Consider the following 21,924-nt stretch of genomic DNA (forward strand, 5'->3'; position numbering starts at 1 on the left):
GGGAATGTCATGTCCGACGCGCGCCAGCGTGAAGAAATCTGCCGATACGGTCGCTCCCTGTTCGAGCGCGGGCTGACGCCCGGTTCGTCGGGCAACATATCGTTGCGGCTTGATGATGGCGGCTGGCTGGTGACACCGACCAACGCCTCGCTCGGTTTTCTCGATCCGGCGCGGATTTCCAGGCTCGATGCCGAAGGCCGGCTGCTGTCCGGCGACAAGCCGACCAAGGAAATCCCGCTGCATACCGCCCTCTACGACACACGCGGCAGCGCCCGTGCCATCGTCCACCTTCACTCCACGCACGCGGTGGCGCTGACCATGCTGCCGGAGATCGATCCGCGCGCCGCCCTGCCGCCGATGACGCCCTATTATCTCATGCGCGCCGGCGAAACCGCACTGGTGCCCTACTACCGTCCCGGCGATCCGGCGGTGGCCGACGCCATCCGCGGGTTGGCAGGCAAGTATTCGTCGGTGCTTCTGGCCAATCACGGACCTGTCGTTGCCGGCGACAGCCTGGAGGCGGCGGTCTTTGCCACCGAGGAGCTGGAGGAAACCGCAAAGCTCTATCTCTTGCTGCGCAACCTCAATCCCCGTTACCTCAGCCCGGGACAGGTGACCGATCTGGTCAACACGTTCGGCCTCGACCTTCCGTCGCATCACGATCACGACGATCATTGAACGGCCAAAACAGGATTCAGGTTGGGCGGCCAAACCGGCCACCCTCGTCGGCATGATGCTCTAATCGAGCGCCGAAAGCACCGATGCCGTGATCGCGTCGGTCTTGTCCCTGCCGGGATTTGCACCGATGCCGCGTGCCGTCGTTGCCTCGATTGCGGCCATCACCTTGCCGGCGGCGCCCGTTTCTCCCAGGTGCCCCAGCATCATAGCGCCCGACCAGATCGCGGCGATCGGGTTGGCGATGCCGAGATGGGCGATATCCGGCGCAGAACCGTGGACGGGCTCGAACATCGACGGCGCCGAGCGATCGGGGTTGATATTGGCGGAGGCTGCAAAGCCGAGCCCGCCCTGAATGGCGGCGCCAAGGTCCGTCAGGATGTCGCCGAACAGGTTGGAGGCGACGACCACATCGAGGCTCTCCGGCGCCATCACCATGCGGGCGGCCATGGCGTCGATATGGTAGCTCGTCACCTCGACATCGGGATAGTCTTGGGAAAGTCTCTGGGTGATCTCGTCCCAGAAAACCATCGAGTATCTTTGCGCGTTGGACTTGGTCACCGAGGCAAGCTTGCCGCGGCGCGCACGCGCCTGTTCGAAGCCGAAACGCAGGATGCGCTCGACTCCCTGGCGGGTGAAGATTGAGGTCTCCACGGCCACCTCGCTGTCGGTCCCCTGGTGAACGCGGCCGCCGGCGCCGGAATATTCGCCCTCGGTATTTTCACGAATGCAGAGGATATCGAAGTTCTCCGAGCGCAACGGTCCCTGCACACCCGGCAGCAGCCGGTGCGGGCGGATATTGGCATATTGGACGAAAGCCTTGCGGATCGGCAGCAGAAGTCCGTGCAGCGACACGGAATCGGGCACTTTGCGGGGCCATCCGACGGCGCCGAGCAGAATGGCGTCGAAGGCGCGCAGCGTTTCGATGCCATTGTCGGGCATCATGCTGCCATTCTCCAGATAGTAATCGCAGGACCAGGGATAGCTTGTTGCCGCAAACGAAAATCCGTTTCGCGCAGCCGCCTTTTCGAGCACGGCCTTGGCTGCCTCAGTGACATCGCGGCCGATACCGTCTCCCGGCAGAAGGGCAATCCTGTAGGTCTTCATGGCAGGTCCTCTCAAGGCTGATCAGCACACTCTTGCTCTGCGGGTTGGCGGGATAGGCTTCGCAGGCGGGATCCTTGCCGAATCCGCACTGCGTGTGCGCCGCGTGGCCATGACTTTAGAGGGCGGGTCAGGCTTTATTTGCCGAAAGCGGCCAGGATTTGGTCGATTGTTGTGTTTGCGCCGGCATCACCAGCGAATTCTGTCGAACGATCTGTTGTGGGCTGGGATCATCACGACCTGGCGGGATCGACTGAGCGGGATCCTCGGCATTGCTGCGGGGTCACGCGCCGGGATAGATGGGCGTGGAGACCAGAGCCTGTCGGCGTTCGGATTCGGGCCGGAACGAGCGGTATTGCCAGACGCCGTCCGGGGATTCCCGCCGGTATACGGTCTCCAGCCAGAACACACTGTCGTCGATCGGCAAGACCGGATGCCAGGCATACCATTCAGACCAGATCTTTGCTGCCTGTTTGCTCTCCATGGCCATCGCTACTCCCCATGCCTGGCGGCATCGTTCGATGTGTTCCATAATAGAGAATAACAATGAAACATCATTCTTCAATAGAGATTGTTTTCCCGCTTTGCGTGAAATTTCCTTGCTATATCGCTGGGCCTTTTGGCCTTCCGAGCAGATTAGGAATCCTTGTGTCGGCCCCTGAAAGTGCTCGCCAGCATCTCTTGAAATTATATCGTAGTACGATATATTTACAGAATGCCGATTGTTGAGGAGTGAGCTTCATGGAAAGCCGATTGCATCCCGCATTGCACCGCCCCGCGCCTTATCCCGCTGATGAGGCGTTTGAAAATCTCAGGCAGAGGGTTCATGTCTTGCTTGATAGTGGAGAGACAAGCCGCTGGGAGCTTTTGCGGGCGGAGTGGCGGTATGATGTGGCTTTGCTGACCAATGATTTTCGGCTTTGGATGCAACACCTCGACAGAGGCTTCGATACCGCCAAATAGGCTGGCGTTCGATATGGCTCAGTTGATCGAACGCAAGCCGAGATAGGCCGCCAGGCTGATGGCGGAAAGGGCGATCGTCAGCTTGGGTCTGGCATCGTCGAACATGGCCGCCAGCAACAGGCCGAGCATCAGGATGGCGGATTTCGCCCAAAGGTCCTGATCGGAGACGGTGAAGGCGAGCGTCGCCAGGAAGACGGCGCTTGCAACGATCGTCACGGGCGCAGATTTCTCGGCGAGATCGCCGCCCGCGAAATAGGGCAGAAGAAAGCGCCGCATGCTCAGGCCGGAAGCGATGCTGAGAAGGAGACAGGTCAAGACAAGATGCAACATGAGGTCGGCGCCGATCGATCTGCAGATGGAATTGCAGATGCAAACCCCATGCCAGCCTCAAACGCTTGAATCGTCATGCCATGAAGGCGATGCCACGGCCCGCGTGGCTATTTCCTCGGCGTCGCGATCCTTTTTTCGGCAACACGCCCGGTTCGCTCGAGCAATCGAAACGCATGGTGATGCGACGTAAAACACGGCAAAGATGGAGGTGACATGGCGATGAAGCAGCAGGAGCGTCTCCATGACGGAGATTACGAAGCATTGGCCAACTTGCGTTATCGCATCCGCCGGTTCCGGCAATTCAGCGCGAAGGAGGCACACAGGTTGGGCCTGACGGCGCCACAGCATCAGGCGCTGCTCGCGATAAAAGGCCAGCCGGCCGGCAAGAAGATGAGCGCGCGGATGCTGGCCGAGCGCCTGCTGATGGACAGGAAGGCGGCGGATGGTCTCGTTCAAGAACTCATCGACAAGGCCTATATCGACGTAGACCAGGCGGCAGCAGGCCGTGGCAAACAGTTCATTCGTTTGACTGATAAGGCTGAGGCTGTGCTCGACCGGCTGGCAAGCGCCCATCTGTTCGAGATCCGCAAAATGGCGCCTGAACTGATGCAGGCGCTTCGCGTCCTGCAGGATCGCCAGAACATGCAGCGTATCGCCTGGATGCAATGACACTCGATTTCGATGCCGAAACCGGCTTGAGCTGCGACGATGATTTTTATATAGAGAATTATCTTTCTCCATAATTCCGGAAACGAGATCTTTTCATTGGACCTTTCGTCGATCGAAATATTCCTCGCTGTCGCCAGCGACCGCAGCGTTACCAAGGCTGCCAAGGCCGTCGGGCGGGTGCCGTCGAACGTGACGACACGCATCCAGCAGCTGGAGGAGGACCTCGGCGTTTCCCTCTTCAGCCGTGACGGCAAGAAGATGACGTTGACGCGGGAAGGCGAGACGTTCCTAACCTATGCCAACCGGTTGACGGCGCTTGCGCTCGAAGCGCGCCAGGCCGTGCGGCCTCTCGCCCCGTCGGGAACATTGCGCGTCGGCACGATGGAAAGCACGGCCGCCAGCAGGCTGCCGGCGGCGCTGACGCAATTCAACCGGATGTGGCCTGATGTGTCGCTTCATCTGACCATGGGCGCATCCCGCGATCTCGCCCGCGCCGTCGTAACCGATGCGCTGGACTGTGCGCTGATTGCCCGCCCGCCGAAGACGATGCGCGGGGATGACGTTGGTTTCGAAGCCGAACTCAAGGCGCTAGAGATGGAGCCGGTCTTTGTCGAAGACCTGCTGATCGTGCTGCCATCCGGGCATCCCGCGATCAAATCCGCTGCCGACCTTCGTGTCGGGTCGATTGCCGCTTTGGAGCCCGGCTGCACCTATCGCAGGATCGCCGAAAACTGGGCGCGGAAATCGAGCGTCCTGCCGACGAGCGAGCATGGCTCCTACCATGCGATCCTGGCGAGCGTCGCGACCGGCAATACCGCCGGCGTCATGCCGAGATCCGTTCTCGACCTCATGCCCTGGCCGACATCCGTCCAGACCCATCAACTGGGGCCTGTCGAGACGCTGCTGGTCTACCGCAAGAACGATCGCCCCAGCGCTTTCAACGCCTTCCACGAAGTCCTCAGCGCGACAAAAGGCAGGGATATCAGGCTTGCCACAAACTAGCCCTCAGCTCTTCCTTCAGTCCGCCATATAATCCTCGCTCAACATTGGTCTTGTCATGCAGTACCCCGTTTCCCCGAAGGTGGGACCGAGCCGCTTCCGTCGCTTCCGTCTGTTTTCACCGATTTTGGCCGGCGCGACCCTTCGCGAGCGGCTGATCGCATGCGTCGGCGCTTTGCTGGCGATCGGCCTCACCGGCGTCATCAGCGGCTATCTGTTCGGGCAGGGGCCGCATCTTCCCCTGATCGTCGCACCGATGGGGGCATCGGCGGTGCTTCTTTTCGCGGTGCCGGCCAGCCCGCTGGCGCAGCCGTGGTCGATCATCGGCGGCAATACCATCTCCGCCCTGATGGGAATCATCGCCGCCTATTTCATTCGCGATCCGATCATCGCGACCGGCGTCGGCGTGTCGCTTGCCATCGGCGCCATGTCTTTCACGCGCTGCCTTCATCCGCCGGGAGGTGCTGCGGCACTGACCGCAGTGCTCGGCGGCCCTGTCGTCGCCGGCTGGGGTTTCCTCTTTCCCTTCGTGCCGGTCGCCCTGAATTCCTGCCTTCTCGTCGGCCTCGGCCTGCTGTTCCACAAGCTTTCCCGGCGGAACTATCCGCATGTCGTTCCGAAACCCGCTGAGAACACCCACCGCACGATCGATCTGCCGTCCGCCGTGCGGGTGGGTTTCCGTGAGGAGGATGTCGATGCCGCCCTTGCTGCGCTCGACGAAACCTTTGATATCGATCGCGCCGATCTTGGCCGGCTGCTGCAGCAGGTCGAACTGCAGGCAGCGATCCGCTCGAACGGCAAGATCAGCTGCGCCGATATCATGTCGCGCGACGTGATCGGGGTCAGTGAAGCGGCAGAACCGGATGCCGCACGGCACCTGCTCTTGAAGCACAATATCCGCACGCTGCCGGTAAAGGACCGGGAGGGCCGCCTGATCGGCAGCGTCGGCTTGCGGGAATTGTCGACCAGCATCGATACGATCGCAGGCGCAATTTCAAAGCCGGCGGTGGCAAGGCCTTCGGATCCGGCCCTGTCGCTGCTTCCCGTTCTGACGGACGGGCGCACGCATGCCGTCATCATTGTCGATGACGATTACCGGATCCTGGGGCTGATATCGCAGACCGATCTCCTCAGCGCAGTGGCGCGGCTGCTGCCGAACGACAGTGCCCCGATCTCGGCCGTGGCCTGAGCGATGATCGCAGAGTGTCAAGCAGTGGGAAGAATGGGCCGGTGTTGATCGAACGCGATCCGAATGGGGATTTTATCCTGGACTCATCCGAACTCGCGGAACGGTTCGGACTGTCGCTGGCCGCTCTCCGCCGTCACATGCGGCACCGCTCCCTCGTCAGCACCGTGGAAATCGGCACGGCTGAACACGCGGGCACCAAGCGGGTGTCACTTCGGCTCGGCAACAGACTTTGGCGCGCGGTGCTGAACGATGCGAACGAGGTGCAGCACGAGGAGATGACCGTGCTTCGGGGGAAATCGGCTTGATGCCACCTGGCTGACGTCATCATCATTGATGCCTCGCGACCGGTCGGCTGCCGCAAGTTCTCCATTTCTCCGAGGCACGGCAAACGCCCCTATGGTCAGATATGCCGCTTGTGAAGGATCATCCGGTCGATGACCTGAAACGGATGCGGGATGCGCTTATTGTCGATTTGCTTCACCTGGGAGCGGCAGGAATATCCCGTTGCCATCAGGATATCGGCTTTGCCGGCCGCATCAAGCTCGGGCTTCCAGCTCATCGCGTAGAGACGTTCGGAGATCGGCCGGTTGCGGGCCTCGTGGCCGAAGGTGCCGGCCATGCCGCAACAGCCGGTTTGTACTGCCTGAAGGTCGATGCCGAGGCCTTCAAATATTTTTTGCCATTGTGCCACGGAGGCCGGCGCATTGGTGCGTTCGGTGCAATGGGCCATCAAACGGAAGCTTTTGCCTGCGGCCGCAGAAGGCGAGGCGGCGAGCCGGTCGAGATGGGTGGTCAGCCATTCCTGCGGCAGCAGGACATTCGCTTTCGATATGCCCTTATATTCGCTGCGAAAGGCCAGCGTCATCGACGGATCGAGCCCGACGAGCGCCACGCCTGTCTCATCCAATCGCTCGAGATAGCGGGCCGTCCGTTTGGCCGCAGCCTCGAAGCGTCCGAGATAGCCGTGAACATGCAGGGCTTTGCCATTGACATGGGAGGCGGCAAGGAAGGGCGTGAGCCCGATTTTTCTGGCAAGCCCGATTGCCGCAAGCGCAACGTCGGGATCGAAATAGGCGGTGAAGGCGTCGGCGACGAAGACGACACCGCGCTGCCGTTCTTGCGGGGACAGCGCGCCGATCGCTTCAGCGGTCGCAAGCGGCACGCCGAGGCGAGCGGCTTCCTTCGCGAGCGAGGTCCGCGGCAGATGCGGCAGAGAGGTCAGCCCGGCAACACGCATCATCGTCCTGCCGGCGCGCGTGCCCACGACCAGATTATAGGCCGGCCTGATGCGCCGGACGAGCGACAGGGTAGTTTCGATCGCCGCGACCAGTGGATCCTTCAGCGGGCGAAGGTAGCGTCCGTAATAGAGTTCGAGGAATTTCGAGCGGAAGGCAGGCACGCTGACCTTCACCGGACACTGCCCCGCGCAGGCCTTGCAGGCCAGACACGTGTCCATCGCCGCGCGCACTTCATGAGAAAAATCGTCCCGGTTTGCCGGATTGAGCGAGTTGAAGGCGCGCCGCGCGAGGCTTGCCAGCGGAATGCTCCGCCGCAGGCGTGTTGACTCCTGGCGGGGGTCGATACCTTTTTCGGCAAGCAGCCGCAGCCATTCCCGCATCAGTGCGGCACGGCCCTTGGGGGAAAACCGCCGGTCGTGCGTCGCCTTGTAAGAGGGGCACATCGGGCTCGTTTCGTCGAAATCGAAACAGGCGCCGTTGCCGTTGCAATAGGCAGCATTATCGAAGGCGGAGCGGATCTCGTTGCCGATGATGCGGTCGATATCGCCCCTCAGTGGAAGATCGTCGATCTTTGTCAGCACTTCCGCGGAAGGGGTTGCGATCTTGCCGGGATTGAGCCGGTTGTCCGGATCGAAAGCCCGCTTGATTTCTTGGAGGCTCGGATAGAGATCACCGAAGAATTCCGGCACATATTCCGAACGCACGCCCTTGCCGTGCTCTCCCCAGAGCACGCCGCCATATTTGCGGGTGAGCGCCACGACGGCGTCGCTGATGTCGCGCACCAGTCTGACATGGTCGTCACGGGTGAGGTCGAGCGCCGGCCGCACGTGCAGGACGCCGGCATCGACATGACCGAACATGCCGTAGGAAAGGCCCGCGCCATCGAGAAGCGTGCGGAATTCGCGGATATAGGCCGCCAGGTTTTCCGGCGGCACGGCCGTATCCTCGACGAAAGCGACGGGCCTGACCGGCCCTTCCACATTTCCAAGCAGGCCGACCGCCCGCTTGCGCATCGACCAGATCGCTTCGACCTCGGCATGGCCCCGGGCGATCGTATAGCCGGCATGGCGGGCATTCACGCCCATATCGAGGGCTGTGGTCACTTCCGCAAGCTTGCGCTCGAGTTCCTCTTCATCATCGGCGAGCACTTCGGCAATATTGATGCCATTGGTGGCGCTGCCCGCATCGTCCGGAAAAAAGCGGGCAATGCCGGTCCAGACGATGTCGCCCTTCGCGAGACCGAGCACTTTCTCATCGACCGTTTCCACCGAGGCGACGTTCAGCGCCACCAGGCTGCGGGCATCCTCCAGGGCTGTGTTGAAGTCGCCGTAGCGGATGTTGATCAGCGCCGCATGGGCGGGGATCGGCAGGAGGTTGAGTTCGGCTTCGGCGATCATTGCCAGCGTCCCCTCCGAACCGCAGAGAACGGCGTTGAGGTCGAAGCGTCCGTCGTCACGCCTGATATGGGCTAGGTCGTAGCCGGTCATGTAGCGGTTGAGTTTCGGGAAGATTTCGGCGATGCGCTCGTGTTTTTCCCGGGCGATCCGTTCGACCGTCCTGTGGATCTCGCCGACGCGGCCCTTGCGCGCGGCGATCTCCGAGAACGCCTCCGTGTCGAGCGGGTGCGACCAAAAGTCCGACCCGTCGGTCAGCACGATGCGCAATCCAAGGACGTGGTTGCTGGTCTTGCCGTAGAGGCAGGAACCCTGGCCGCACGCGTCGGTGGAGATCATGCCGCCGATGGTGGCGCGGTTGGAGGTGGAGAGTTCGGGGGCGAAAAAGAGGCCGTAGGGCCTTAGCACCCGATTGAGCTGATCCTTGACCACACCCGCCTGGACGCGCGCAACCCTTCGGATGGGATCGATCTCGAGAATGGACGTCATGTGCCGCGAACAGTCCACCACGACGCCCGATGTCAGGGATTGACCGTTCGTGCCGGTGCCGCCGCCGCGCGGCGCGATGCTGATCCCTTGGAAGGCCGGCTCCGACAGCATGGCCGTCACGACCTGCAGGTCTTCGACGCCGCGCGGAAAAAGGATGCCGGCCGGCTCCACCTGGTAGATGGAATTGTCGGTCGAAAACACGGTTCGGCTTGCCGCGCCGGTCTCGATATCGCCGGTAAACCCCGCCTCGATGAGCCGCTCGAAGAAACCTGCGGGGGGGAGGGAGATTGAAACCTTCGGCTGGAGGCGTGGAATCATTTGGAAACTTTCAGAATGCACTTGAGCTTTGTCACACTTGGCATATGGCCAAACAACGAGTTGGTTCTTTGAAGAACCAGATCGCACTTATCAGCCGCAATGACGAACTACTCTGTTCCTCGGTTAACGCGCATCGCGCCGTCCTGCATATGCGCCTGCACGTGTACGCGCCCGCGATGACAGCGCAGATCGTCAACTCGGCCTCGGTTGAAGCTTTCACGGCCAGTCCCCAAAACGCCTACTATGCCGCGACCAAAGCGGTCGGCGTCAGCCTGACGAAATCCTTTTGCGCAGGAATGCGCCAAGGATCAGATCGTTGTCAATTCCGTCGCGCAAACGATGCCGACGCCGAGGTGCCGGCATCGCCCTTCAGGGAACAGAAGCGCTACTCCGGCGTTCGAACTAAAGACGAAGGTTCTCACGTCTTTTGGGAGTGCGCGATATGGAAGAGATGACCAATATCATCAAGGACCTCAGCATCGAGGAGCGCGAGGAAATCTTTGTCGACATCGCCCGTACGCTGGAAGACACGGCACGTGAGGCCCTTGTCGAGGGCAATATGCAGTTTGCGGAAATTTCCAACAACATGGCCGAAGCGATCCGCGTCAACGCCGATGAACTCGCCCGTGACGATCCCGAGAATGCCGAGCGTGTGCTGCTGCAGGCAACGGCGATGATCTCGCAGTTCGAGGCCGTGCACCCCTATCGCATGGTGAGCATGGCCGTTCATTGACGGCCGGCCGGGCGCTCCGGCTTGATCCTCCGTTCAAATCATTGCCATAGGCGGGAACTCTCGCTAACCGCGAGGGTTATCGGATCACAACATCCTTTGCATGAATGAAAGGAGGACAGCTATGACGTCCAAATCCGTTGTGCCGCCGGAAAGCGGCACCGACGACGCGCGCTCCGCCGACACGCGAGCTGCCGAGAAGGACCGCCGCAGGACATTGGAGAAGGCCCGCAGCAATGCAAGCGCTGCGATAGATGGTGACAGCAACACCGAAACCCCAAGCCTGAAGCTTGCGAAAGAATATCTCAGCCTCGGTGGCCGCCGCCGGTCCAAAATTGACGACAACATCACCGAAGTCCGCCGATGGGACGAGGATCCGCCTGAGGCTGAACGGTTCTGGAAGGAACGGGTGGAGACGCTTTCAAAAGATGAGCGTAAACAGGTGGAGGATTTTCTTCCAACCATCAACACGCCCTGAACGGCTCATTGAAATGTGTTGGAGGAGATCATGGCTATAGACAAGCACGAGCAGATTCGCCGCCGTGCCTACGAAATCTGGGAGGCCGAGGGCCGCCCGGAAGGTGCGGATCAGCGCCATTGGCTGCAAGCCTGCGATGAACTTGCCGGCGACGATGAGCATGAGACGCTGCAGGACCTGCTGGATGAAGACGACAGGGACGACGCAGCGTTGCTCCAAGGCGCCGGTGAGAGCGGCGATCTCGACCGACCGCCACCAAAGCTTCGCCGGGCCGCCACAGCTTCCGTGCCCGATATCGAGATGACCACAGGCGAAAAGCCGTCTCAGCGGAAGATCAGGAAGACCGAAGGGCCGTAATCCGATGCAGCATCTCGACCACGCCATCCAGATCGCTCTCGAGGCGCATGAAGGGCAGGCTGACAAGACCGACCGGCCGTACTTCGAGCACTGCCAGCGGGTGGCCCTCCTGGTTTCCGGCGACGAGACACGAACGGTCGCCTACCTTCATGACGTCGCCGAGAAGGGAAACGGGTGGACGCTCGACAGGTTGAGGGAGGAAGGCTTTCCGCCGGCGATCATATCCGCGGTGGATGCTTTGACACGGCGGCCCGACGAGGCGGACGACGACTTCGTCAGACGTGCAGCTTCAAACCCGTTGGCCCTGCCGGTCAAACAGGCCGACCTCGAAGACAATCTCCGACAGGCCGAACAGGCCGGCAGGAACACGGGAAAATACCAAAGCGGCCTGGATCTCCTGCGCGATTTGAGGAGCGGGCAATAAGGGCGCTCGACAGAGCGCGCACGACCCGGCTTCCTGTTATGCGTCGAGAGCGGCCGCAGTCGTTTGGCCCATTTCACGTTTTATTGGCAAACCACACGGTCGGCGTGCCGAGCACACCTCCGTTGCGCATTGCCGTCTTCAGCTCTTCCAGCTTGCCGAAGGCCTGAGCTGCTTCCAGCGTGGCGAACTCGTGCGTGACGGTAATGTCGTTTGGATTGTCAGTGGCCCGGTAGACGGCTTGCGCCGTAACACCATTGGCCTTTTGCACCGGATCAAACGCATCATATGTCTTGCGCCATGTGGCGTAGTCGGAGACCTCGTGCCTCACGAATAGTGTCGTCATATCATCCTCCCGCGTTGTCCCGCTGCATTGCCAAGTCCTGTAGAGATGTGTGTTACGATTGAACCAGGATCATCATAGTCTCCGGCAGGACGCCGTCACTCGCCATCGCATCGGCCGCGGCCTTGGTCTGCATGAAGGCCATCAACTTTTGCATGTCTGCAACCTCCATCACCAAACCAACGCGGTTGGGCGTTTGAGGGTCTGTAAAGGTGCGAATATTCGTCACGCCGACGGGTTCCAGAACCTGCTTGCGAACAGGCGAGGCGAGCCAGTGTTTTGTGTCTTTGACGTTATGACAGACCATTACGGTAGGCATTGCATCCTCCTCCCATGGCTCCAAAATGAAAGCAGAGTATACCACCAGATTCGGCCGGATTTCACTTCAATAATATTGCATTGAAGGAGAATTAATTCATAAAATTGTTGGGGTTAATATGATTATCATCAGTAATCCGAAAATATTAATGGCGCGTGAGAAAATAAATACATGAAGCTCGGCAAATCTGAAAGTTCGTGACGCACTTTAGGATACGATGGCAATATCGGTCGACGTATCATGACCATCGAATTCGCGCACGAGAGGTTCAGCAATGATCGAGCGCCTACCATTTGATCTCAAGGCCTATGTGCGCGGCATTGAAACAAGGCCATGCTTTATCTGCGGCCTGGTCAAGAACGACCCCGCTTGCTTTCATCATCGCATTTTCGAGGACGATGAGACCATCATCTTTCTGAGCAAATATCCGACTCTTCCGGGTTATTGCCTTGTCAGTCCGAAGGAGCACCGCGAGGATCTGGCGCGAGACATATCGACAGACGAATATCTTCGATTGCAGGAGAAGGTTCACATCTTGTCGCGTGCCCTCAAAAGGGTGTTCGACGCCGAGCGAATTTATGTGCTTTCACTCGGCAGTCAGCAAGCCAATAGTCATTTACATTTTCACGTCGTTCCCTTGCCTTCAGGCGTGCCGCTTGAGGAGCAGCAATACCACGCGTTGATGGCCGAGCATGGGGTTCTGCAGATACCGGACGATCAAATGGCGGAATGGGCCCAGCAGATCGCCGAAATCTACGATGCAGAACGGACCGCATCATAGCTAAACGGTGTACATCGAGCCGACGCCTCCGCTTTTAAATTGGTGGCGCTACCGGTCGCCGCACTGTGTGGGAAGCAGTCGGGATCCGATCTCAACCCAATCTGTCATGCCTTGTAGAACTCCGGAAATCCCGTATATTACGGAAAGTAGGAGATCCGAAATGACATCCACTGTAACGGCTGCTGCCGTGTCCAAGAATTTTGGCGCCTATCAGGATGCGGCTGTACGCGAACCGGTGATCATCACAAAGAACGGTCGGCCGCGGACGGTCTTGATAGCCTATGAGGACTATCTCCGTTTCACGAAACGCGATCGTCGTGTCGACCTGACGACGACCCTCGGCGATGAAGAGCTTGCGGCGATCGAAGCGTCGCAGATGGAGCCGGGGCTTGAGCATCTGGATTCCGAACTGAAGAATAAGCATGCTTCCGACTGAGCCGAAGGTTGGTTGGCTTTTCCGCTATTCTTATCTCTGGTATTGGCAACATCTTGAAGGTCGAGAGGAGGGCGACAAGGATCGCCCGGCTCTCGTGCTTGCGATCGTCGCCGCACTGGATGATGAAATGCCGACCGTGCGAGTGCTGCCGGTGACCCATTCGCCACCGTCCGATCCGAGCGATGCGGTCGAAATCCCGACCGCCACGAAACGACGCCTTGGACTGGATGACGAGCGATCATGGATCGTCCTAACGGAAAGCAATCGCTTTGTTTGGCCAGGGCCGGACGTTCGGCCGATCGACAATGAGAGTGGCTATTTCGGCCCGTTGCCGCCGGCGCTGTTCGACGAGGTCAAGCGCCGTTTTGTCGAGCTGGCGCGCGGCCAGCGCCATCGCGGCACTCTCCGCAGCGAATGATTGCCCCGCCGCAATGAGCCGCGAAGGGCGCCCTGATCCCGAGCTAAGACTGAAGATCAAAGGCCGGCACACGCACGCCGTTCTCACGGAAGTGACGCTCCAGTTCGTCAAGATCCGGACGGACCGGGGGATTGCCCAGCGCCTCAGCCCAATCCTGCCCGCTGGGAAGCGCCATTGCCGCGGTGATGAGCACAGTGGTCCCCGGGCCGATTTCGCCGCGCAATTGAGGCAGCAGGGTCTTGGCGTGGATGAGGTTGGTGTTGGGGATCGGGCTCATCGCATGGCCGGTTCTCGGACTGGACGACAGATCGACGATCGCGCTGACATCCGTCTGTCCGTACCAGACGGCCCGGCCTGCGCCCTGCTCGGATCGATCGGCATTGAAATCGGCGCGTTCGATCGCAAAGCCGCCCTCGATGGTGCTGAGCGCACGCGGCGTGGCGATGCGGTGAACCCGGATGTGCCAGGGGTTTGCGGGAATGAGCCAGGTTTCGATGACGACATCGTTCCAGGGGCGCCAGCGCGAATAGAGCCGGTCGCCTGCTATCAGCGCCTCCTCGAGGGTTTCCCGCATACGGAAGTGAGTGCCGTCGTCGGAGAGGCCGAGCATGCCGTCGAAGCTTGCGGCGGCAAAATTCCGGTCGTCGGCCTCGATATTGAAGGCGTAGCGGGTGGAGTAGACGAATTTCGAATATTTCTCGTTGGCGCCGCGCATCTTGTCGTGCTGCTGGCCGGAGGAGAGCACGACGACGTTTCCCGGCGTGTGCATGGCAACCATGCCCGCCGGCTTCAGCGCCACCGGCTCCGGGAATGCCGGCTGCGGCGCCTCTTGGGCAGTCCAGAAAGGATGATCTTTTGGAAGGGCGAGCGGCAGGAAGAATTTCAGTGCCCAATAGGGCGAGCCCGGAGAGTTGTAGCTCTCGCTCATCAGCAGGTTCGGATAGCCGTAGCCGATCGAGAGAACGCCGTCGCGCTCGGCAATCGGCATCGCCGACCACCAGCGGATATGGCGCATGTAATAACCCTTGATCTCAGCCCAGGGCAGCGCTTCGAGGCCGGCAAAAGCAAGCGCGCCCCAGAAGCCCCCGGCCGCGAAGCGATAGGTCTGGCTGCGGCCGAAGGCAAGGGCGGCACCATCGGGGCCGAACCAGTGGCGGATATCACTGGCGAAGATTTCGGCGCGACCGCGGAAGCGCTCCTTGCGCGCCTCGTCGCCGTTCGCCAGCACGGCGTAGATCAGGCCGTAGAAATGCATGGCGAAGGGAATGTAATGATCGACCCGCCGCACCGGCCCGTCGCGATACCAGCCTTCCCCGAGATCGAAAGCCTCGGCTTCGTCGAGATAGGCGACGGTTTTGCCGTGGTCGAACGGAATACCGACACGCTCCAGCCCGAGATCAATGAGGACCCGGAAGAATTTCCAGTTGTTGTCGATGAATTCCAGTTCCCGCGCCGCGACAAGATAGGCAGCAATCGTCTTCTTCTGGCTCTCGCTCAACGGCTCCCAGATATGTTCTGGCACCAGCGCCAGCGCAAATCCGACGGCGGCGAGTTCGACCAGTCGCTGGTTGCGGTCGGCGAGATCGCCCCAATATTCGGGATGATCAGGATTGGTTCCGTTCGCCAGTCCGCGCCGATAGAGATCCCAGTGCGGGAAATGGCCGCCGCCGGCGGCGAGCGGAACGATGCCCCAGAGCGGTCGTGCAAATCCTTCCAGATCCGCCGCCGCCCGGTCGAAGATCGCGCCGGCAGCACCCAGGCGCACACGGGCGCCGCCTTCGGAAAAATACGGCAGGAGCGGTTCGAAGAGGTCGTTGACGGCCTTCGCCAGATCGTCGCGGGTCTTCAGGGTATTGCCGCACAGCGGATTGGCCCAGGTGGGATCGTAGATCATCGTCAGCTCGGAAATTTCTTAAAACAGGATCGGCCGCGGGCCATGACCTGGTCCGCGGCCGTCGGCATTTCGCGACGTCTACTTGATGGCCTTGACGCCTTCGGTCATTTCCTTCAGTCCGTCGTCGATCGGGGTGTTGTCGGTCATGATCGCGTCATGGACGCGGTTGAGCACGACCTCGATCTTGGCCGCGTTCGGGTTGACCGCCATCTCCAGATAGGCCTTCGACGGTATCAGCGCCTCCTTGCTGGCCGCGTCTTCCGGGAAGCCGGGCGTTGCGGCGATCTTTGCGCTGACATCGGCGGTCTTGAGCGCCGGGAAGGTGCCCGTCGATGCGATGACGGCAGCGCCCTCCGGACCGGTGACGAACTTGATGAAGTCTAGCGCTGCATCCTTGTGCTCTGAGTTGGCGTTGACGGCGAGGCCCGAGATCTGCGCAGCCGTCGTGCCGGCTGCCACGCCGTCCGGATGCGGGAACTTCACGATGCCCCAGTTCTTGCTCTTCGATTCACCCGATTTCACCTTGGCGATCTGGGTGCCGACGAACCAGGTTCCCATCGGCAGCATGCCGATCGTGCCGTTGAAGAACAGCGCCGAATAATGCGTGTTCGACGTCTTCAGGAAGGCATAGGAGGGAATGGCGCCATCCTTCTGCAGGGTGAGCGCCCGCTCGTACCACGGCTTCAGGAAGGCGTAGTCGCCGTCGACCAGCGTGTGTTGTCCGTCGAGGATGCCGGGCAGCTGAACGGTCGAACGCCAGGTGTGCAGCAGCGCGCCATAGGTCTTGTTGGTGCCCATGCCGCCGGTCAGCTTCTCGGCGGTCGCGTCGAACTGCGCCCAGGTCATGTCATTGGTGGGGTAGGGGACGCCGGCTTTGTCGAAGATGTCCTTGTTGTAATAGACGATCCAGAAGTCGGAGCGGAACGGCAGAGAATAGACCTTGCCGTCGATGGTCAGCTCCTCGATCAGGCCGCCATAGGGCGCCGGATCGATTTTCTGATCCTTCACGAAGCCGCTCAGATCGGCGATATTGCCGGCGCGCACCAGATTGGTATAGCCCGGCACGTCTTTGATGGTGACGATGTCGATGTCTTTCGAGCCGCCGGTCAGCTGCGTCGAAATCATCTGCTGGTAGTCCTGCGAGCCGAGATCCATCGGCTCGAACTTCACGTTCGGATGCTTGGCCTGATAGGCCTCGATCAGCGGCTTGTAATAGGCGGTCTTATCCCAGTCCCACAAAGCCCATTTGAGCGTCACGGCGTCTTGGGCAAGCGCTGCGCCTGCGGTCGTTGCTACCAGCGTGAAACCCGCCACGGCAAGTTTCACCGTCCTCCCGAATTTACCCAAATACATTCCTGTTCTCCTTCCCTGGATCGTCTCTGGTCAGTTATTTTATGAAGCGTTTCCTGCATGCGGTTTACAGGGCGGCTGCATTGCCTCTGGCAGGTCCAGAACCAACACCACCGCCCGATGGACGCCGAATGCGACGGCGAACATTCCGAGTGAAAAATTGAAGGTTGCCGGCATGAAGACGGAAACCGGATAGAAGAGGATGTGCGCCAGCCACAAAGCGGCGTTGAAGACGAGGGCGGCAAATGCCGGAAGCGGGCGGACGACGGAGGCCAGCGCGGCCAGTCGCAGGAGCCGCAGAGCCGGCAGATCGCGCATCATCATCAGCATGACGAGATGGCAGGCAAACACAGCGATGAAGGCGGTCGCGACGAGGGCGATCGCCAGCGGTGCGGCAAGCATCAAATTGTCCCGCGCGCCGGCGGCATAGGTCAGGATCGCCTGGAGGCAGATGGCGAACGCACCCGCCAGTGCGAGACCCCAGGCGGTGGCGCGCCAGAAGTAGTGGATGAATGCTTCCGTAAAGTCGCGCAGGAGATAGGTGTTGCGATCTTCCACCAAAGCCACCGAGACCCGGGCCATGGCGGCGAGCGCTGCCGGCAGCGTTACGACGAAGAGGGAGGCCAGAATGAACAGGATGTTGAGCTTGACCATCTCCCACCATTCGCGGGCGAGGATTTCGGCAAACAGGGCAAGGCCGGTCCTTTTCGGAGCATCCTTGGGAATGCCCGGCCCCTCCTTCGTCCACATCTCCCGCAACCGCTGCATGGCCGTCTCCCCCAGGCGCTCAGTAAAGAATCGAGCGTTCCGTTTCCTTGTCGAACAGCTGCGCGTTGCTCATGTCGGCGGTGAGCGTCGCCTCGTCGCCGATTGCCGGCCGGAAACGCGGCGACACACGGGCGATGAGATTGCGTCCGCCGGCCGCCATGTTCAGATGCACCTCCGAGCCCATCGGTTCGGAAAGCTCCACCACTGCTTTCAGAGGTGCCAGATTCTCGGCCGGGATGTCGGCCGGCGGCAGTTCGTGGAAATTCTCCGGACGGATGCCGAGCACCAGTTCGCGGCCCTCATAGGGCGCGATCCTACTCTTGTCGAAATGATCGGGCAGCGGCAGTTCCCGGCCGTCGAAGACGGCGACATAGCCATCCCCGCGGCGCTGAATTGTCGAGGGCAGCATGTTCATCTGCGGCGCGCCGATGAAGCCGGCGACGAACATGTTGACAGGATGGTCATAGAGGTTCTGCGGCGTGTCGACCTGCTGGATGTGGCCATCCTTCATGACGACGATCCGGTCGGCCATGGTCATGGCCTCCACCTGATCATGGGTGACGTAGATGAAGGTGGCGTTGAGGCGCTTGTGCAGCTTGGTGATCTCGGAGCGCATCGTGCCGCGCAGCTTGGCGTCGAGGTTGGAAAGCGGCTCGTCGAGGAGAAAGACGGCCGGATTGCGCACCATGGCGCGGCCGAGCGCCACGCGCTGGCGCTGACCGCCCGAAAGCGCCTTCGGCTTACGGTTCAAGAGATGGGTGATGTCGAGGATCTTGGCGGCGTCCTGCACCTGGGTATCGATGAAGTCGCGCGACACCTTTCTGAGCTGCAGGCCGAAGGCCATGTTCTTGTAAACGGTCATATGTGGATAGAGCGCATAGTTCTGAAAGACCATGGCGATATCCCGGTCCTTGGAGGGAACGTCGTTCATGACGTCGCCGCCGATCTTGAGTTCGCCGCCGGAGATCTCCTCGAGGCCGGCGATCATCCTGAGAGTCGTCGATTTTCCGCAGCCTGACGGGCCGACCAGGATGATGAATTCCTTATCGGCGATCTCAAGATCGATATCGTGGACGACGGTGAGCGCGCCGTAGGATTTGTTCAGCTCTTTAAGCGAAATGCTGGCCATCGGGTTCTCCTGAGGTCACCAATAGGAAGACCAGCGACGCGAAAGGCGCGTCAAAGCTTCCATGTAATAATAGTCTCCCCAGGAGACGCACTCATCGACGCCCTCGCCGCGGCAGGTGTTGAAGGGCGATTTCTTCGAATAGGTGGCGTGCAGCACCAGGCCGTTGGAAACGGCGGGATCCTTGACCGCATAGTGGTCGGCCAGGCTCTTGATCATGCGGCGCGCCAGCGTGCGGTAGCGCTCGGCTTGTTCGGCTTCGACGAGCTCGGCCATTTCAAGCAGGCCGCAGGCGGTGATCGAGGCCGACGAACTGTCGCGCGGTTCGCCGTCGCCGTCGGAAAAGACGAGGTCCCAATAAGGTACCATGTCGGCCGGCAGCCGGTTGAGATAGAAGGCGAGCAGCCGGTCGAAGGTGCTGCGATATTCCTCGATCCGCTCGTAGCGGTAGGAGAGCGCCATGCCCGCGATGCCCCAGGCCTGCCCGCGCGCCCAGGCACTGTCGTCCCGGTAGCCCTGTTTGGTGGCGCCGCGCACCGGCGCGCCGGTCACCGGGTCCATGTAGAAGGTGTGATAGGTGGAATCATCCGGTCGCACCGAGTTGGCGAGCGTGGTGCGGGCGTGGATGAGCGCGATCTCGCGGTATTTCGGATCGCCGGTCTCGCGGCTTGCCCAGTAGAGCAGCGGCAGGTTCAGGAGGCAGTCGATGATATAGCGATATTCCTCCGCCTTGCCCTTATGGCCCCAGGCCTGGATGAACTGGCCGATCGGCTGGAAGCGCTCGATCAATTGGTCGGCGGCCAGGATGGCCGCTCTGCGGCCATCCGCGTCTCCAACGAGCTTCCAGGCGGCAATGCACGAGGGCGAATAGAGAAAGCCCATATCGTGATGATCGGTCTCGATGCGATTGACGATCCGATGCAGGAACGATTGAACCTGGATCTGCGCAGCATCCCGGAAGGCCGCGTCGCCGCTGTGTTCGAAGGCGAGCCACAGTTCGCCGGGCCAGAAGCCGGCGGTCCACTGGTCGTTCGCCACTGGGGGATAAAAATTCTTGATACTGGAATGGTTCTGCGCGGCGTGGGTGAATTCGGGGAGGTTGCGCCTGACCTGCTCGACGGCGATATCGAGCGCGGCGTTTACTTCCTCATCGGTAATCGGCTGCGGGGCGACGGAGGAAACGGCGTTCATGGCTTAACCCTTCAATCCAGTCGAGGCGATGCCCTCGACGAAGAAGCGCTGGAGAACAAGGAAGACGACGAGGACCGGAATGAGCGCGACGACGGAAGCCGCCATGATCAGCCCGTACTCGGCCGAATATTGCGAGATGAACATGCGCAAGCCGATCTGGACGGTCTTCAGCTCCGTCTTGGTGAGATAGATCATCGGCCCGAGGAAGTCGTTCCAGGTGGTGACGAAGGTGAAGATCGTCAGCGTCGAGAGCGCGGGCTTCGACAGCGGCAGCATGATGCGCGCCCAGATCTGGTACTCGTTCATGCCGTCGATGCGGGCCGCCTCGCAAAGCTCGGTCGGGATCGACATGTAGAACTGCCGCATCAGGAAGACGCCGAAGGCGGTGAAGGCCTGCAGGCAGATCAGCGCCAGATGGGTGTTGTTGAGGCCGAACTCGCGCATCAGCAGGAACTGCGGCACCATGTAGACCTGCCAGGGCATGGCGATGGTGGCGATATAGCCGAGGAACAGCGTGTTCTTGTAGGGGAAATTCAGCTTGGCGAAGGCGTAGGCGGCAAAGCTGGAGGTGAGGAGCTGCAGCAGCGTGACGATGATGGTCAGCTTCGACGTGTTGTAGATGAAGAGGGCGAGCGGGATCTTCGTCCAGATATCCACGTAGTTCTGCCATTGCGGCTGAGACGGTATCCACTCGATCGGGAAGGCGAAGACGTCGCGGCTGAGCTTCAGCGATGCCGACAGCATCCAGGCGAAGGGCATCAGCATGATCAGCGTGACGGCGATGACGATGGCATAGACCGCAATCGTCCCGATGGTCACTTTGCGTCCGGCGATCCTCATGCCTCGTCCTCCCTCTGGCGGCGGAACTGGAAGACCGTGACCGCGAGCACGAGGAAGAACAGCACCAGCGAAATCATGCTGGAATAGCCGAGATCCCAGGAAATGAAGGCCTCGTTATAGATGTGGTAGACGAGGACGAGCGTCGAGGTGCCGGGGCCGCCCTGGGTGATCATGTAGATCTGGTCGAACACCTTGAAGGACTGGATCGTCAGCATGACGGTGACGAAGAAGGTCGTCGGTCCGAGCTGCGGCACCGTGACATGGATGAACTTCTGCCAGGAATTGGCGCCGTCGAGATCGGCCGCCTCATAGAGTTCCGCATTGATGCCCTGCAGGCCGGCCAGATAGATGACCATGTAATAGCCCATGTTCTTCCAGATGCCGAAAAGGATCACCGTCACCATCGCCCAGTGGCGATCGGCTGCCCATCCCGGCATGTTTTTCGGATCGAGACCGAGCGTGTAGAGGATCATGTTCACCGGTCCCATCTCGGGATTGAAGATCATGTTCCAGACGACGGCGACGGCCACCAGCGAAGCGACATAGGGGAAGAACATCGCTGTGCGGAAGAAATTCCGCCCCACGATCTTCTGGTTGAGAAGAACGGCGAGGCCGAGCGCGCAAAGGAGCGTCGCCGGCACCGAGGCGACCGTATAGATGATCGTGTTCCAGAACGCCGCGATGAAGGCCTTGTCCTCGAAGAGCCGCCAGAAATTGTCGAGGCCTGCGAAGGTAATCGCATTCGAGCCGTCCCAATGCATGAAGGCAAGCGCGAAGGCGAACAGGATCGGGCCGAGCGTGAAGACGGCGAAGCCGAGGAAATTCGGCGCGATGAACGAATAGGCGACGAGCGCATTGCGGATCTTGCGCTGGCGCTTGGACAGCACGGCGACCTTCCGGCGGAGCACGGCCGGGGCGCCATCTGTCGCGATGACCGAATTCGATATGGACACCGATGCTTCCTCCTGGGCGGGCATTCTGCGGCTGGCGGCTTTCGGGATTCTCCAACTTAAATCCAGAGCCGTTTGGGCGGATGGGCGCCCCTGTCTTCCTCCTGCCAAGGACATAGCACATCTCCGGTATTGGTCAAACAAGTTCTGAATA

Annotated in this window: 26 protein-coding genes and 1 pseudogene; 14 read left to right on the top strand and 13 right to left on the bottom strand. The window is 60.7% G+C overall.

The features are described 5' to 3' along the window. Nucleotides 1–9: 9 nt before the first annotated feature. Entirely contained in the window at nucleotides 10–678 is a 669-nt protein-coding gene (locus FHX14_RS18045; RefSeq protein WP_184377968.1) for an aldolase, read from the top strand. Between the two features lie 60 nt (nucleotides 679–738). Here the strand turns inward: FHX14_RS18045 and FHX14_RS18050 are convergent, their stop codons facing one another. Both FHX14_RS18050 and FHX14_RS18055 read right to left on the bottom strand, forming a co-directional pair. Then, complete coding sequence (locus FHX14_RS18050; protein ID WP_184377969.1) at nucleotides 739–1,782, bottom strand: tartrate dehydrogenase; 1,044 nt, start codon at nucleotides 1,780–1,782, stop codon at nucleotides 739–741. Nucleotides 1,783–2,062: 280 nt separating this feature from the next. Beyond that, complete coding sequence (locus FHX14_RS18055) at nucleotides 2,063–2,269, bottom strand: hypothetical protein (RefSeq protein WP_184377970.1); 207 nt, start codon at nucleotides 2,267–2,269, stop codon at nucleotides 2,063–2,065. A 251-nt stretch (nucleotides 2,270–2,520) separates the two neighbouring features. On the opposite strand from FHX14_RS18055, the gene FHX14_RS18060 reads away from it, so the two are divergent. Next, the gene (locus tag FHX14_RS18060) at nucleotides 2,521–2,742 is read left to right on the top strand and encodes a hypothetical protein (protein WP_184377971.1); all 222 of its coding nucleotides are present in this window, start codon (nucleotides 2,521–2,523) and stop codon (nucleotides 2,740–2,742) included. 18 nt (nucleotides 2,743–2,760) lie between these two features. On the opposite strand, the gene FHX14_RS18065 is transcribed toward FHX14_RS18060, so the two are convergent. After that, entirely contained in the window at nucleotides 2,761–3,072 is a 312-nt protein-coding gene (locus FHX14_RS18065; RefSeq protein WP_184377972.1) for a hypothetical protein, read from the bottom strand. A gap of 213 nt (nucleotides 3,073–3,285) precedes the next feature. Here FHX14_RS18065 and FHX14_RS18070 point away from each other — a divergent pair, with 213 nt between their 5' ends. The 4 genes from FHX14_RS18070 (at nucleotide 3,286) to FHX14_RS18085 (ending at nucleotide 6,234) form a co-directional block, all read left to right on the top strand. Next, complete coding sequence (locus FHX14_RS18070) at nucleotides 3,286–3,741, top strand: MarR family winged helix-turn-helix transcriptional regulator (protein WP_348649257.1); 456 nt, start codon at nucleotides 3,286–3,288, stop codon at nucleotides 3,739–3,741. Nucleotides 3,742–3,837: 96 nt separating this feature from the next. After that, nucleotides 3,838–4,743: a LysR family transcriptional regulator gene (locus FHX14_RS18075; protein WP_184377973.1), complete on the top strand. Its 906-nt coding sequence runs from the start codon at nucleotides 3,838–3,840 to the stop codon at nucleotides 4,741–4,743. Between the two features lie 55 nt (nucleotides 4,744–4,798). Continuing rightward, complete coding sequence (locus FHX14_RS18080) at nucleotides 4,799–5,929, top strand: HPP family protein (RefSeq protein WP_184377974.1); 1,131 nt, start codon at nucleotides 4,799–4,801, stop codon at nucleotides 5,927–5,929. A gap of 41 nt (nucleotides 5,930–5,970) precedes the next feature. Then, nucleotides 5,971–6,234 carry a DUF6522 family protein gene (locus FHX14_RS18085; protein ID WP_184377975.1) on the top strand — a complete coding sequence of 88 codons (264 nt, stop codon included), beginning with the start codon at nucleotides 5,971–5,973 and terminating at the stop codon, nucleotides 6,232–6,234. Between the two features lie 95 nt (nucleotides 6,235–6,329). Here FHX14_RS18085 and FHX14_RS18090 read toward each other — a convergent pair whose 3' ends face one another. Next, nucleotides 6,330–9,368 (bottom strand): FAD-binding and (Fe-S)-binding domain-containing protein, encoded by a 3,039-nt coding sequence (locus tag FHX14_RS18090; RefSeq protein WP_184377976.1) that lies wholly within the window; start codon nucleotides 9,366–9,368, stop codon nucleotides 6,330–6,332. Between the two features lie 137 nt (nucleotides 9,369–9,505). Here FHX14_RS18090 and FHX14_RS18095 point away from each other — a divergent pair. The 5 genes and pseudogenes from FHX14_RS18095 to FHX14_RS18115 all read left to right on the top strand — a co-directional run. After that, nucleotides 9,506–9,701, top strand: a pseudogene (locus FHX14_RS18095) (SDR family NAD(P)-dependent oxidoreductase); the annotation flags it as partial. A gap of 109 nt (nucleotides 9,702–9,810) precedes the next feature. Further along, nucleotides 9,811–10,101, top strand: a complete 291-nt coding sequence (locus FHX14_RS18100; protein ID WP_097628117.1) for a hypothetical protein — start codon at nucleotides 9,811–9,813, stop codon at nucleotides 10,099–10,101. Nucleotides 10,102–10,222: 121 nt separating this feature from the next. Further along, nucleotides 10,223–10,576, top strand: a complete 354-nt coding sequence (locus tag FHX14_RS18105; protein ID WP_003591156.1) for a hypothetical protein — start codon at nucleotides 10,223–10,225, stop codon at nucleotides 10,574–10,576. A gap of 30 nt (nucleotides 10,577–10,606) precedes the next feature. Next, nucleotides 10,607–10,933 (top strand): DUF2934 domain-containing protein, encoded by a 327-nt coding sequence (locus FHX14_RS18110; RefSeq protein ID WP_179611384.1) that lies wholly within the window; start codon nucleotides 10,607–10,609, stop codon nucleotides 10,931–10,933. A gap of 4 nt (nucleotides 10,934–10,937) precedes the next feature. Further along, nucleotides 10,938–11,357 carry an HD domain-containing protein gene (locus FHX14_RS18115; protein WP_184377977.1) on the top strand — a complete coding sequence of 140 codons (420 nt, stop codon included), beginning with the start codon at nucleotides 10,938–10,940 and terminating at the stop codon, nucleotides 11,355–11,357. Nucleotides 11,358–11,430: 73 nt separating this feature from the next. On the opposite strand, the gene FHX14_RS18120 is transcribed toward FHX14_RS18115, so the two are convergent. Together FHX14_RS18120 and FHX14_RS18125 are read right to left on the bottom strand one after the other, a co-directional pair. Beyond that, nucleotides 11,431–11,700 carry a hypothetical protein gene (locus FHX14_RS18120; protein ID WP_054183879.1) on the bottom strand — a complete coding sequence of 90 codons (270 nt, stop codon included), beginning with the start codon at nucleotides 11,698–11,700 and terminating at the stop codon, nucleotides 11,431–11,433. A gap of 52 nt (nucleotides 11,701–11,752) precedes the next feature. Further along, nucleotides 11,753–12,016 carry a hypothetical protein gene (locus FHX14_RS18125; protein WP_184377978.1) on the bottom strand — a complete coding sequence of 88 codons (264 nt, stop codon included), beginning with the start codon at nucleotides 12,014–12,016 and terminating at the stop codon, nucleotides 11,753–11,755. Nucleotides 12,017–12,290: 274 nt separating this feature from the next. Between FHX14_RS18125 and FHX14_RS18130 the strand changes: the two genes are divergently transcribed. The 3 genes from FHX14_RS18130 (at nucleotide 12,291) to FHX14_RS18140 (ending at nucleotide 13,651) form a co-directional block, all read left to right on the top strand. Beyond that, on the top strand, nucleotides 12,291–12,797 hold the full coding sequence (locus tag FHX14_RS18130; protein WP_183692284.1) for an HIT domain-containing protein: 507 nt from the start codon (nucleotides 12,291–12,293) through the stop codon (nucleotides 12,795–12,797). A gap of 160 nt (nucleotides 12,798–12,957) precedes the next feature. Then, nucleotides 12,958–13,233: a type II toxin-antitoxin system Phd/YefM family antitoxin gene (locus tag FHX14_RS18135; protein ID WP_012556154.1), complete on the top strand. Its 276-nt coding sequence runs from the start codon at nucleotides 12,958–12,960 to the stop codon at nucleotides 13,231–13,233. After that, nucleotides 13,220–13,651, top strand: a complete 432-nt coding sequence (locus FHX14_RS18140; RefSeq protein WP_184377979.1) for a plasmid maintenance toxin (PemK-like) — start codon at nucleotides 13,220–13,222, stop codon at nucleotides 13,649–13,651. Before FHX14_RS18135 ends, FHX14_RS18140 begins: the two co-directional genes overlap by 14 nt. 43 nt (nucleotides 13,652–13,694) lie before the next feature. Here FHX14_RS18140 and FHX14_RS18145 read toward each other — a convergent pair whose 3' ends face one another. The 7 genes from FHX14_RS18145 to FHX14_RS18175 all read right to left on the bottom strand — a co-directional run bounded on the left by FHX14_RS18145 (nucleotide 13,695) and on the right by FHX14_RS18175 (nucleotide 21,797). Beyond that, nucleotides 13,695–15,545, bottom strand: coding sequence for a DUF2264 domain-containing protein (locus tag FHX14_RS18145; protein WP_184377980.1), 1,851 nt, complete (start codon nucleotides 15,543–15,545; stop codon nucleotides 13,695–13,697). 78 nt (nucleotides 15,546–15,623) lie between these two features. After that, nucleotides 15,624–16,898 carry a sugar ABC transporter substrate-binding protein gene (locus FHX14_RS18150; RefSeq protein ID WP_184377981.1) on the bottom strand — a complete coding sequence of 425 codons (1,275 nt, stop codon included), beginning with the start codon at nucleotides 16,896–16,898 and terminating at the stop codon, nucleotides 15,624–15,626. A 39-nt stretch (nucleotides 16,899–16,937) separates the two neighbouring features. After that, nucleotides 16,938–17,663, bottom strand: coding sequence for a YesL family protein (locus tag FHX14_RS18155; RefSeq protein ID WP_184377982.1), 726 nt, complete (start codon nucleotides 17,661–17,663; stop codon nucleotides 16,938–16,940). Nucleotides 17,664–17,682: 19 nt separating this feature from the next. Beyond that, nucleotides 17,683–18,792 carry a sn-glycerol-3-phosphate ABC transporter ATP-binding protein UgpC gene (gene ugpC, locus FHX14_RS18160; RefSeq protein WP_184377983.1) on the bottom strand — a complete coding sequence of 370 codons (1,110 nt, stop codon included), beginning with the start codon at nucleotides 18,790–18,792 and terminating at the stop codon, nucleotides 17,683–17,685. A gap of 15 nt (nucleotides 18,793–18,807) precedes the next feature. Continuing rightward, complete coding sequence (locus FHX14_RS18165) at nucleotides 18,808–19,980, bottom strand: glycoside hydrolase family 88 protein (protein ID WP_184377984.1); 1,173 nt, start codon at nucleotides 19,978–19,980, stop codon at nucleotides 18,808–18,810. A gap of 3 nt (nucleotides 19,981–19,983) precedes the next feature. Then, a complete protein-coding gene (locus tag FHX14_RS18170; RefSeq protein ID WP_184377985.1) occupies nucleotides 19,984–20,820 on the bottom strand; it encodes a carbohydrate ABC transporter permease in 837 nt (278 codons plus the stop codon). Next, entirely contained in the window at nucleotides 20,817–21,797 is a 981-nt protein-coding gene (locus FHX14_RS18175; protein WP_210273354.1) for a sugar ABC transporter permease, read from the bottom strand. The genes FHX14_RS18170 and FHX14_RS18175 overlap by 4 nt, the downstream gene beginning before the upstream one ends. Nucleotides 21,798–21,924 lie beyond the last annotated feature (127 nt).

The sequence above is a fragment of the Rhizobium sp. BK619 genome, assembly GCF_014195245.1.
In the GTDB taxonomy this organism is placed as follows: domain Bacteria; phylum Pseudomonadota; class Alphaproteobacteria; order Rhizobiales; family Rhizobiaceae; genus Rhizobium; species Rhizobium acidisoli.

Bases quoted from the DNA above. Each gene is read 5' to 3' on its own strand.
- FHX14_RS18045 (WP_184377968.1), top strand. From the start codon at position 10: ATGTCCGACGCGCGCCAGCGTGAAGAAATCTGCCGATACGGTCGCTCC.
- FHX14_RS18050 (WP_184377969.1), bottom strand. From the start codon at position 1,782: ATGAAGACCTACAGGATTGCCCTTCTGCCGGGAGACGGTATCGGCCGC.
- FHX14_RS18055 (WP_184377970.1), bottom strand. From the start codon at position 2,269: ATGGCCATGGAGAGCAAACAGGCAGCAAAGATCTGGTCTGAATGGTAT.
- FHX14_RS18060 (WP_184377971.1), top strand. From the start codon at position 2,521: ATGGAAAGCCGATTGCATCCCGCATTGCACCGCCCCGCGCCTTATCCC.
- FHX14_RS18065 (WP_184377972.1), bottom strand. From the start codon at position 3,072: ATGTTGCATCTTGTCTTGACCTGTCTCCTTCTCAGCATCGCTTCCGGC.
- FHX14_RS18070 (WP_348649257.1), top strand. From the start codon at position 3,286: ATGGCGATGAAGCAGCAGGAGCGTCTCCATGACGGAGATTACGAAGCA.
- FHX14_RS18080 (WP_184377974.1), top strand. From the start codon at position 4,799: ATGCAGTACCCCGTTTCCCCGAAGGTGGGACCGAGCCGCTTCCGTCGC.
- FHX14_RS18090 (WP_184377976.1), bottom strand. From the start codon at position 9,368: ATGATTCCACGCCTCCAGCCGAAGGTTTCAATCTCCCTCCCCCCCGCA.
- FHX14_RS18100 (WP_097628117.1), top strand. From the start codon at position 9,811: ATGGAAGAGATGACCAATATCATCAAGGACCTCAGCATCGAGGAGCGC.
- FHX14_RS18105 (WP_003591156.1), top strand. From the start codon at position 10,223: ATGACGTCCAAATCCGTTGTGCCGCCGGAAAGCGGCACCGACGACGCG.
- FHX14_RS18110 (WP_179611384.1), top strand. From the start codon at position 10,607: ATGGCTATAGACAAGCACGAGCAGATTCGCCGCCGTGCCTACGAAATC.
- FHX14_RS18115 (WP_184377977.1), top strand. From the start codon at position 10,938: ATGCAGCATCTCGACCACGCCATCCAGATCGCTCTCGAGGCGCATGAA.
- FHX14_RS18120 (WP_054183879.1), bottom strand. From the start codon at position 11,700: ATGACGACACTATTCGTGAGGCACGAGGTCTCCGACTACGCCACATGG.
- FHX14_RS18125 (WP_184377978.1), bottom strand. From the start codon at position 12,016: ATGCCTACCGTAATGGTCTGTCATAACGTCAAAGACACAAAACACTGG.
- FHX14_RS18130 (WP_183692284.1), top strand. From the start codon at position 12,291: ATGATCGAGCGCCTACCATTTGATCTCAAGGCCTATGTGCGCGGCATT.
- FHX14_RS18135 (WP_012556154.1), top strand. From the start codon at position 12,958: ATGACATCCACTGTAACGGCTGCTGCCGTGTCCAAGAATTTTGGCGCC.
- FHX14_RS18140 (WP_184377979.1), top strand. From the start codon at position 13,220: ATGCTTCCGACTGAGCCGAAGGTTGGTTGGCTTTTCCGCTATTCTTAT.
- FHX14_RS18145 (WP_184377980.1), bottom strand. From the start codon at position 15,545: ATGATCTACGATCCCACCTGGGCCAATCCGCTGTGCGGCAATACCCTG.
- FHX14_RS18150 (WP_184377981.1), bottom strand. From the start codon at position 16,898: ATGTATTTGGGTAAATTCGGGAGGACGGTGAAACTTGCCGTGGCGGGT.
- FHX14_RS18155 (WP_184377982.1), bottom strand. From the start codon at position 17,663: ATGCAGCGGTTGCGGGAGATGTGGACGAAGGAGGGGCCGGGCATTCCC.
- ugpC (WP_184377983.1), bottom strand. From the start codon at position 18,792: ATGGCCAGCATTTCGCTTAAAGAGCTGAACAAATCCTACGGCGCGCTC.
- FHX14_RS18165 (WP_184377984.1), bottom strand. From the start codon at position 19,980: ATGAACGCCGTTTCCTCCGTCGCCCCGCAGCCGATTACCGATGAGGAA.
- FHX14_RS18170 (WP_184377985.1), bottom strand. From the start codon at position 20,820: ATGAGGATCGCCGGACGCAAAGTGACCATCGGGACGATTGCGGTCTAT.
- FHX14_RS18175 (WP_210273354.1), bottom strand. From the start codon at position 21,797: ATGCCCGCCCAGGAGGAAGCATCGGTGTCCATATCGAATTCGGTCATC.